This window comes from Streptomyces bobili (genome assembly GCF_002154575.1).
GTDB classification, from domain to species: domain Bacteria; phylum Actinomycetota; class Actinomycetes; order Streptomycetales; family Streptomycetaceae; genus Streptomyces; species Streptomyces bobili.
Window position 1 is genome coordinate 1 of sequence record NZ_MUBA01000465.1, and the last position, 565, is coordinate 565.

Annotated in this window: 1 protein-coding gene and 1 pseudogene; both read left to right on the forward strand. The window is 75.0% G+C overall.

Features of this window, described 5'->3' with window-relative positions; genetic code table 11:
- A pseudogene (locus tag BZL64_RS41485) lies at positions 1-175 on the forward strand (polysaccharide deacetylase family protein); the annotation flags it as partial.
- A partial coding sequence (locus tag BZL64_RS41490; protein WP_244205559.1) for a glycosyltransferase occupies positions 172-565 on the forward strand: 394 nt, incomplete at its 3' end. The pseudogene BZL64_RS41485 and the gene BZL64_RS41490, both read left to right, overlap by 4 nt.

Here is a 565-nt window from a genome sequence, read left to right on the forward strand (position 1 = left end):
GGACGCCGTACGGGACGCCGGATACGCGTACGCCTGCGCGATCGACCCCGGCCCGCTCACCGGCCCGCACGCCCTGCCCCGCATCCACATCGGGCAGAACGACACCGCCGCCCGGCTGTACCTCAAACACCGGCTGCACCGGCTGCGCCGCCGTCCCGTGGCAGGCCTGCGATGAGGGCGCTGCACATCATCACGGGCCTCGGCGTCGGCGGTGCCGAGCAGCAACTGCGGCTCCTGCTGCGGCACCTGCCCGCCGACTGCGACGTCGTGACGCTCACCAACCCGGGGTCGGTGGCCGACGGGCTGACCGCGGACGGAGTGCGCGTCGTCCACCTCGGCATGGCCGGCAACCGCGACCTGGGCGCCCTGCCCCGCCTGGTCCGCCTCATCCGCTCCGGCGGCTACGACCTCGTCCACACCCACCTCTACCGCGCCTGCCTCTACGGGCGCCTCGCCGCGCGTCTCGCCGGGGTGCGCGCCGTCGTCGCCACCGAACACTCCCTGGGCGACTCGCAGATGGAGGGCCGCCCGCTCACACCGGGCGTGCGCGCCCTGTACCTGGCCG